Origin of the sequence: Ruminococcus sp. AM26-12LB (assembly GCF_003480785.1) — a bacterium.
In the GTDB taxonomy this organism is placed as follows: domain Bacteria; phylum Bacillota; class Clostridia; order Lachnospirales; family Lachnospiraceae; genus Blautia_A; species Blautia_A fusiformis.
Genome location: NZ_QUJX01000007.1, coordinates 165,052 through 173,998, shown reverse-complemented (window position 1 = coordinate 173,998; position 8,947 = coordinate 165,052). Strand labels below are relative to the sequence as shown.

Below are 8,947 nucleotides of genomic sequence, written 5' to 3'. Positions count from 1 at the left end.
GCATAAATTCGATGGACGCGTCTTATATCCCCATAGCTGAAGCAAGGAGTTTTACGACGCATTGGATAAAACACTTTCTCGGATGCACGAATATCACGGATTCTCTCCAACAATTCCTTGAAATATCCACCGCCACCTAGATTTTTCAAACGATCATCATCTAAAGCAAAACCTTTTCTCATGTATTCTTTTAAAATCCCAGTTGCCCAAATTCTGAACTGTGTTCCCTGTTTTGATTTTACACGATAGCCAACAGAAATAATAACATCAAGATTGTAATAGTCTACATTGTAAACTTTTCCATCAGAAGCAGTTGTTGCAAATTTTGCAACAACTGAATCCCGCTGTAATTCACCTTCGATAAATATATTTTTAATATGTCTGGAAATGGTTGATTTATCTCTCTGAAACAATTCTGCCATCTGATCAATGGACAACCAGACGGTATCACCATCAAAAGTAGTTTCAACTTTCGTCAGACCATCCTCTGTCGTATAAATAATCATATCTGCTTTTTCTTTGTACATAAATTAATTTTCCTCCAAAATCAGATACATTATCAATGTGAACAATTTAAAAAATAGAAATTCAACACAGCCACTATGACAAAATCATTATTCTGCATCTTTACCATTTATAATACGGTAGTAATCATCCATATCCACGCTGAGTTTTACCGTGGTATCTGGTTTTCGGTTGCTCAAGAGGCACACGGTCTCAACATGAACGCCCTGGCAGAACTGATCCACTGCACAGGCGTGGGTCATCTCATATCCTGCCTCATAAAATGCCGGGAGGTCTCTCACAAGACTTGTAACTTTGCAGGAAATGTATACGATCTGGTCTACGCCGTAAGCCAGGATCTTTGGAAGGGCTTTGGGGTGAACGCCATCTCTGGGCGGATCAAGGATGATCATATCCGGTTTCTCCGGCACCTCGTCCAGAACCTTCAGCACATCCCCGGCAATAAAACGGCAGTTATCAATGCCGTTAAGTGCAGCGTTTTCTCTGGCGGCTTTTACCGCATCTTCCACGATCTCCACGCCGATCACCTCGCTGGCAACGGACGCCGCAAGCTGTGCAATAGTTCCTGTTCCGCTGTAAAGATCAAACACTACCTTATCTCTGGTATCTCCTACATATTCCCGCACTTTGGAGTAAAGGATTTCCGCTGCCAGGGAATTTGGCTGAAAGAAGGAAAAGGTGCTGATCTTAAATTTCAGTCCAAGAAGTTCTTCATAGAAATAATCCTTTCCATAAAGGATCTTCGTCTCGTCGCTCTGTACCACGTCGGATAAAGAATCATTTAAAATGTGCATGATCCCCACGATCTTCCCTTCCAGCGGAAGCGCAAGAAGCTGTTCTTTCAGAGGCTCCAGATCATATTCTTCCTGGGTGGTGGTTACCACATGGACCAGGATCTCACCACTTGTGACGCCTCTTCGAAGAAGAAGATGTCGAAGATACCCCACATGCTGCAGCTTTTTATAGAAGCTGGCATTACGCTCCAGGAAAAACTCCCGCACGCAGACCAGGATCTTCGTCATATCCGGATGGACAAGCTTACAGTCATCCGTATTCAGGATATCGTAAGTGCTTCCCTTCTTGTGAAGTCCAAGGGACAGCGGCCCATCCTTATACTCATCCCCAAAGGAAAACTCCATCTTATTGCGGTACCCAAACTCAATAGGACTGCCATAAATCCCATCCCAGTGATATAAATGATCTGCAGCCTCAGCTTCTTCCGTCCCATCACCGTTCTTCCCGATCTTAGCCAGACTTTCTTTTACTGCCCCATCCAGAAGTTCTCTCACCTGGCGCTCCTTCATCTCCTTCTGCGCCTCATAGCTCATGGTCTGGTACATGCAGCCGCCGCATGCCGGAAACTCCTGACAGGCAGGTTCTCTTGTTTCCAGGGGAGATTTCTCCAGGACCTCCAGAAGACGTCCTTCCGCCCGGCCGGAACGTTTCTTATTGATCATAAACCGGACTTTCTGTCCCGGGATTCCGTTTTTTACAATTACTTTCTGGTCATCAACCCAAACAAAACCTTTGTTTGGAAATTCCACTTTTTCTATAATACCTTCGTAAATTTCACCTTTTTTCATAAATCCTCTTTCTGTTTTATAACCAGCAGACAATAATTCGAACATTCAGGATCCTCTTTACTGTCTGCTCATGAACGCCAGCGTTTCACGGTCCGTCTTCAAAAATCAAGCCCCGGTACCGCGCCGGGGCTTCAATTATCCGCTTCTCATATTCATACATAACAAACAACCATTCTGATCTGCTCAAAACAGCCTCTGCAGTGAAAGTTCTTACTCTTCCTCATCCTCGAAATAATCATCGAAGTCATCATCAAAATCTTCTTCAAAATCTTCCAGATAATCCGGAGCGAAGAAACGGTATACTGCAAACGCAATACCGGCAACAGCTGCAACAGCACCGATGATCGCCAGTACCCAAAGGACTGTGTTCTTATCTTTCTCTTCTTCTTTTTTCTTCAGTGTTGCGAGCAGTTCTTCAAGTTTTGTTGTATTTAAATTCATAACACTGCACCATCCTTTCTTTCTGTTCGGCTGTACTGTCTGTCAGTAAATCTGCAGCGCAGCGTTTTTTGAGGTCGCTGCACCCGAGCCTTTTTTTAATGTTCTTATTATACCACCATATGTCTGGTTTTACCAGAACTTACACAAATTTTCGCAGAAACATTCTGTAAAAAAATCGCCGTATTTCCGGCATTTCCGGAAAGATACGGCGGTTTTCTCTTATTCTTTATGGGTTCCTCGGATCACTTTGATCCCGCGTTCTTCTATCAGACCGCAGATCTGTGTTATCCGCGGACATTCCTTTTTTTCCTCATTCAGACGGCATACCCCGACATGGATGACGCTGATCTTTTCACTGACCAGCCGGTCTGCCTTTTCCAAAATCCCCTCATCTTCAGCAGGTTCTTTTGCATTGGTTTCTTTGCATCCGTTGCATGTCATCACAGCTGCCAGAATCGTATCTTCCGGATAGTCGGAAAAAAAATCTCTTCTTTCCCGAAATGCAGACAGACATCCTGCCCTGGTACACACATCATTGGAATTAAGGCATGTCAAAATCCCGATCTTTTTCATCTTTTTCCCTCTATGCATCCCGCCTCACAGCCAGAATCATAAAAACAAAATATGCATCTTTCCGCGGCTGTCGTAAACGATCTCCGCTTCTACTTTATAGATCCTGCGGATCAGCTCCGGGGTCAGGACTTCTTCCGGCGTTCCATAACCTTCCAGAACTCCGTCCTTCAGTACATAGATCTTATCACAGTATGCTGCTGCAATATTCAGATCGTGAATAGCAGAGATCACGGTTACATTAAGTTTTTTCACCAGCTCCATCAGCATGATCTGGTGGGTAATGTCCAGATGATTGGTAGGCTCATCCAGAATCAGTGCAGAGGTCTGCTGGGCAAGTGCTCTTGCCAGGATCACCCTCTGCTGCTCTCCTCCGGAAAGAGTGGAAAAGGTACGGTCTGCAAACGCCTCCATCTGTACGGTTTTCAGCGCTTCATCCACGATCTGGTAATCTTTTGCATTGTCCCGTTCCAGAGTCTTTTTATGAGGCGCACGCCCCATAAGAACCACCTCGCGGACCGTAAAATCAAAATTATAATAATTGTGCTGTGCCACCACGGCCATTTTTTTCGCAGAGCTTCGAACACTCATGGAATGAAGCTCCTCGCCGTCCAGATACACGGCTCCTGCGTCTGGTTTCAGAATACGGTAAATGCATTTCAGCAAAGTGGATTTTCCGCTTCCGTTTGGTCCGATGATTCCTACCAGTTCCTTATCCTTGGATTCCATGGAGATTCCCTTCAGGATCTGTCTGGCGTGAAAACCAACCTGAATATTTTCTGTGGTGATCTTCATTACCGGGCACCTCCGAATCCATAGGATTTCCGCACAAGCAGATAAATAAAGCAGGGAGCACCGATAATGGATACCAGCACACCGATGGGCATCTCGGAATTTTTAAGGATCACACGACATGCCACATCGCACCAGATCAGAAACGATGCACCAAGAAGCGCACTTAAGGGGAGCAGTTTTCTGTGATCTGTTCCAAAAAGGATCCGGACCACATGAGGGATCACCAGTCCCACAAATCCGATCACACCGGCACAGTACACGGCAAATCCGATCATAACAGAAGCAACGATCAGATAAAAAGTCCGCAGTCTGTGCAGATCTGTTCCAAGGGTAATGGATACGTCATCTCCCAGAAGCATCAGATTCAGGTTCCGGTACTGCGTCCAGAAAACAGCCACGCACACCAGCGTGACCGGAAACATTACACCCACTCTGGTCCAGCTTGCTCCGGCAAGACTTCCCATGCTCCACTTCATAACTTCTGTTGCCGCATTTTTGTCATTGGTAATATAAATGACAAAATTGGAAAAAGCAGAACAGACTGCGCTGACCGCCATTCCCGCAAGGATCAGTTTTGCGGAAGTTGCCTTTCCACCCATGTTTGCAATGGCGATCACCGCAAAAGAAGTGATCATCGCGCCAATGAAAGCTGTGATTCCCACAGAGTTTCCACCAAGAAAGCTTCCGATTCCAAGCATGATGGCCAGTGTGGCACCCAGAGATGCACCAGATGAGATACCCAGCACATACGGGTCTGCCAGCGGGTTCTGCACGATAGCCTGCATCACCACGCCGCACACGGAAAGAGCCATTCCAACTGCCAGAGCCAGAAGGACTCTAGGCAGCCGGATCAGCCACACAACATCATGAACTGCGCCTTCCGCATAGGCGGACAGACTTTTTATATGAAACAATTTATAAGCGATAACGCTGTATACATCCTTCAGTGACAGATCCGCATTTCCAAAAGTGATGGCTGCAAGTATGGAAAAAATAAGGAATCCTGCAAGTCCGATGAGAACTGCCACATACATGGATGTTCTGAGCACCTTATCTTTTTTTCTCTGTGAAGCTGTTTCTTTCACTGCATTTTCTCCGATCAGTCAAGATTTACGTCCGGATATAATCCCTTTGCAAAAGTTTCGATTCCGTCCTGGGTACGTGTTGCACTTGCATACATCTCACTGAGCATGATCGGGTAAACACGTCCGTTCTTTACTGCGTCAAGGCTCTTCAGGGACTCATCATCCTGGATCACTGCAAGCTGGCTGTTCTTAACAGTTTCCGGATCATCTCCTGCATATGGCATGTAAACCACAAAGATCACGTCAGGGTTGGCTGCGATGATATCCTCTTTTCCAACGGTGGAAGCATCCGGGTTTGCAAGAGTTGCGCCTAACTGTGTTACCATATCTCCGCCAAGGCTCTTTACGCCATAGTTTGTGATGTCATCTCCAAGAGGCTCCAATACCATTACGCTTGGTTTGTCTTTTACATCTGCAGTTGCAGTAAGAGTTTTGTCGATCACTGCTTTTGCATCATCAACGATAGCCTGTGCTTTGTCCTGTACATCGAAGATCTTTCCGATATTTAAGATATCTGTGAATTCATTTTCCAGTGTTCTGTCGCCGTCCGGACGAGTATTGGTGTTGTAGTAGGTGTTGCAGCCTTTGTCGATCCAGTCTGTTACATTTCCCAGATTCTTATCAGAGAAAAGAGAGCTCCAGGATAAGATCATGTCCGGCTCCAGCATTGTTACAGTTTCAAGGGATGGGGTAAATTCGTCAAGATAATTTGTTTTTGAGAATGCTTCTTTGAGATCTTCCGGAACTTCATTATCAAGACCTGCGGTAGCTACCAGGTGGTCTTCCAGACCAAGTGCGAGCATAGTCTCAATGCTTCCCTGATATACAGCAAGGACTTTTTCCGGTGCTTTTTCATAAGTGGTTTCGATTTCGTTTCCATCGTAATCATAGGTTGTGATGGTCAGAGGATATTCTGTCTTGGTTGCCTCTGCGGAAGAATCTTCGGTGTCTGCAGACTCTGTACTGTCTTCTGCTGCCGGCTGGTTGTCTTCCTTGATGGTCTCGGAGTCTGCTCTCTCTGCGGCATAAACAGCCGGAGCTGCTGATACGGTCATTGCCGCTGCCATTACCATTGCCATGATTCTTGTGGATACATACTTGTTTTTCATTTCATTTCCTCTCTTTTCGCCTGTTTTATCTCCTGTTGCCTATGGGTAACCGAAAAGATGGGGCTTCATAAAATCTGCACGGAACACTTTGTACGGAAGCTCCCACTTACATACTGTCAAGCAGGTTTCCTGACTTACAGACTCAGAAAAAACTCCGCAAAATAAAAACTGATACACCATTCATCTTTTAGCCGATCATGAATGATGTATCAGAATTTTCTCCAGAATCTCTCTGACATCGGGATTTCGCCTTCTCACATGAGTTTCTGCAATGGCATGTGAAATCCCTTCTTCTGTATACAGTGGCCGCAACCGCTCAGGCTTTTTACCCGATTCCCTCTCACAGTATCCGGCAGCATATGTGCCGGTGATACTGTTCACTTCACAGCAATTCAATTACGCTGATACTGATTCTAACATACCGGTTTTCCAATTACAACCTTGAGGCCGGATTTTTACAGTTTTTTGCAGAAATAGTCTGCCCGGAGAGATCCCTCTCAGATCTTTTTCAGCTTGGCAAAACCGGCGAACATTTTTTTCACGCCGACTTTGTCAAAGTCTACCGTCACTTCGTAGTCTCTGCCGCCGTCTGCGATATTTTTTACGATACCGACTCCGAATTTCACATGACGGACCGTGTCTCCCTCACCATAGTCCAGGCTGTCCGCCTTCTTCACTGTGAAATCTTTTTTCTGCAGGGTGCTCTTTGCCTGGAAATTCATTTTCATCTGGGCATAGGCGCTTTTCGGAGATACGATATCATCTACTCTGGGCTTTTTCTCCTGAATGGTATGTCCAAGATCTACCAGCTCCCGTGGAACCTCCCTTACAAAACGTGACACACGGTTATACTGAGTCTCCCCACGGATCATCCGCTGTTTTGCACAGGTTAAAGTCAGTTCCTTCATGGCACGGGTGATCCCCACATAACAGAGCCTTCGCTCCTCCTCGATATCCGACGGATCACCGGACCAGATGGAAGCATATCCCGGAAAAACACCGTCCTCCATTCCCACGATAAATACATTGGGGAATTCCAGTCCCTTGGCACTGTGAAGGGTCATCAGCAGCACATAATCCTGATCCGGATCAACAGAATCGATATCTGCCACCAGTGCGATCTCCTCCAGAAATGCAGAAAGTGTTGCCGGCTGTCCGGCCTCCTCCATGGCTTCCTGGAAGGATTCTGTCTTGGAGATCAGCTCATCGATATTTTCGATCCTCGCCTGGGCCTCCTCCGTTTTCTCTGCCTCCAGTTCCTTCACATAACCGGTAAGCTCAATGACCTCTTCCAGGGTTTCACGGACTGTATAGGCCTCTGCCTTACTTTTCAGTCCCTGGATAAAGGATACAAAATCATTGATCTTTCCTGCTGCCCTGCCAATGGACGGTACTTCCTCCACCACGCGTAGCGCATCGTAAAAGCTCAGGTTCATCATATCCGCATAGTCCTGGACACGGCCGATGCTGGTGAGTCCGATCCCTCTTTTTGGCACATTTAAGATCCTGCGCACAGCCAGATCATCACTGGCATTGTCAATGGTCTTCAGATAGCTTAACAGATCCTTGATCTCTTTGCGGGCATAAAAATTCACGCCGCCGACAATCTTATAAGGAACATTTGCCAGGAGAAATTTCTCCTCAAAGAGACGAGACTGGGCATTGGTCCGATAAAGTACTGCACAGTCCTTGTACTGGAACTTCCCGTTGCGGCGCCCCTGGATGATCTCTCCTGCAACATACTCCGCTTCCTCAAATCCGTTGTTGAACTGACGGAAATGTACTTTATCGCCCTCTTCGTTCTCTGTCCAGAGGCGTTTTTCCTTACGCTCTGTGTTATTGACGATCACCTCATTGGCTGCATTGAGGATATTCTGGGTAGAACGGTAATTCTGTTCCAGGCGCACCACCTTAGCCTCAGGAAAAACCTTCTCAAAGCCTAAGATATTCCCGATATTTGCTCCACGAAAACGATAGATGGACTGATCATCATCACCAACCACACAGAGATTCTTGTATTTCTCAGCAAGAAGACTTACAAATTTAAACTGGGCAGTATTAGTATCCTGATACTCATCCACCATAATATATTTGAAACGTTCCTGATAATAGTCCAGGATATCCGGATTATGCTGAAAAAGCTCCACAGTCTTCACGATCAGATCATCAAAATCCAGCGCATTGTTTCCCCGGAGGATAGACTGATATTCCTTATACATACCGGCAATCTTCCGTGCATCCGGATCGCCGCCCGCATTCAGCTCCATCTCTTCCGGTGTGATCAGTTCATCCTTGGCATGGGAAATCTCAGCAAGAACAGCGCGTTCCTTGTAGATCTTGGTATTGATATCAAACTTCCGGAAGATTTCCTTCATGACTGTTTTCTGGTCGTCGGCATCATAAATGGTAAAATTACTGCCAAAGCCCAGCACCTCAATATGTCTGCGCAGGATCCTCACGCAGGCGGAATGGAAGGTGGAGACCCATACGCTCTCCGCACCCATTCCCGCAATTTTATTCACACGTTCCCGCATCTCACTGGCGGCCTTGTTGGTAAAGGTGATCGCCAGGATATTCCATGGGTTTACACCCTTTTCTTCCATTAAATAGGCGATCCTGTGGGTCAGCACTCTTGTTTTTCCGGAACCGGCTCCTGCGAGGATCAGAAGTGGTCCCTCTGTATGTACAGCAGCTTCCCGCTGCATAGGATTCAATGTGTCCAAAGCATCATGTATACTCATTTTGATCTCCATTTCTTTTTCCATATGAACAGTATCTTTATATACTATCATGACTTTACTTTCCGGTAAACCCACCTCTCTGAAAAAAAGTTTCTTTA

At 46.0% G+C, this 8,947-nt stretch carries 8 protein-coding genes and 1 riboswitch; all 8 genes read right to left on the bottom strand.

The features are described 5' to 3' along the window. Positions 1-527 (bottom strand): RhuM family protein (rhuM, locus tag DW694_RS07160; RefSeq protein ID WP_286186893.1); only part of this gene is annotated, 527 nt, incomplete at its 3' end. A gap of 87 nt (positions 528-614) precedes the next feature. Next, complete coding sequence (gene rlmD / locus DW694_RS07155; RefSeq protein WP_118752770.1) at positions 615-2,108, bottom strand: 23S rRNA (uracil(1939)-C(5))-methyltransferase RlmD; 1,494 nt, start codon at positions 2,106-2,108, stop codon at positions 615-617. 210 nt (positions 2,109-2,318) lie between these two features. Then, positions 2,319-2,549, bottom strand: coding sequence for a hypothetical protein (locus DW694_RS07150; RefSeq protein WP_015526073.1), 231 nt, complete (start codon positions 2,547-2,549; stop codon positions 2,319-2,321). A gap of 219 nt (positions 2,550-2,768) precedes the next feature. Continuing rightward, positions 2,769-3,122: a CGGC domain-containing protein gene (locus tag DW694_RS07145; RefSeq protein WP_118752762.1), complete on the bottom strand. Its 354-nt coding sequence runs from the start codon at positions 3,120-3,122 to the stop codon at positions 2,769-2,771. A 36-nt stretch (positions 3,123-3,158) separates the two neighbouring features. Further along, positions 3,159-3,914 (bottom strand): ABC transporter ATP-binding protein, encoded by a 756-nt coding sequence (locus DW694_RS07140; RefSeq protein WP_092071194.1) that lies wholly within the window; start codon positions 3,912-3,914, stop codon positions 3,159-3,161. Next, complete coding sequence (locus DW694_RS07135) at positions 3,914-4,999, bottom strand: iron ABC transporter permease (protein WP_118752761.1); 1,086 nt, start codon at positions 4,997-4,999, stop codon at positions 3,914-3,916. Before DW694_RS07135 ends, DW694_RS07140 begins: the two co-directional genes overlap by 1 nt. A 14-nt stretch (positions 5,000-5,013) precedes the next feature. After that, positions 5,014-6,108, bottom strand: a complete 1,095-nt coding sequence (locus tag DW694_RS07130) for an ABC transporter substrate-binding protein (protein ID WP_021651660.1) — start codon at positions 6,106-6,108, stop codon at positions 5,014-5,016. A 101-nt stretch (positions 6,109-6,209) separates the two neighbouring features. Continuing rightward, positions 6,210-6,492: riboswitch (cobalamin riboswitch) on the bottom strand. A 113-nt stretch (positions 6,493-6,605) separates the two neighbouring features. Continuing rightward, on the bottom strand, positions 6,606-8,849 hold the full coding sequence (pcrA, locus tag DW694_RS07125) for a DNA helicase PcrA (RefSeq protein ID WP_044961576.1): 2,244 nt from the start codon (positions 8,847-8,849) through the stop codon (positions 6,606-6,608). Between the last annotated feature and the right edge of the window lie 98 nt (positions 8,850-8,947).

Excerpts from the sequence above, each read along its gene's own strand:
- DW694_RS07130 (WP_021651660.1), bottom strand. The coding sequence starts at position 6,108 with ATGAAAAACAAGTATGTATCCACAAGAATCATGGCAATGGTAATGGCA.
- rlmD (WP_118752770.1), bottom strand. The coding sequence starts at position 2,108 with ATGAAAAAAGGTGAAATTTACGAAGGTATTATAGAAAAAGTGGAATTT.
- DW694_RS07145 (WP_118752762.1), bottom strand. The coding sequence starts at position 3,122 with ATGAAAAAGATCGGGATTTTGACATGCCTTAATTCCAATGATGTGTGT.
- DW694_RS07150 (WP_015526073.1), bottom strand. The coding sequence starts at position 2,549 with ATGAATTTAAATACAACAAAACTTGAAGAACTGCTCGCAACACTGAAG.
- pcrA (WP_044961576.1), bottom strand. The coding sequence starts at position 8,849 with ATGAGTATACATGATGCTTTGGACACATTGAATCCTATGCAGCGGGAA.
- DW694_RS07140 (WP_092071194.1), bottom strand. The coding sequence starts at position 3,914 with ATGAAGATCACCACAGAAAATATTCAGGTTGGTTTTCACGCCAGACAG.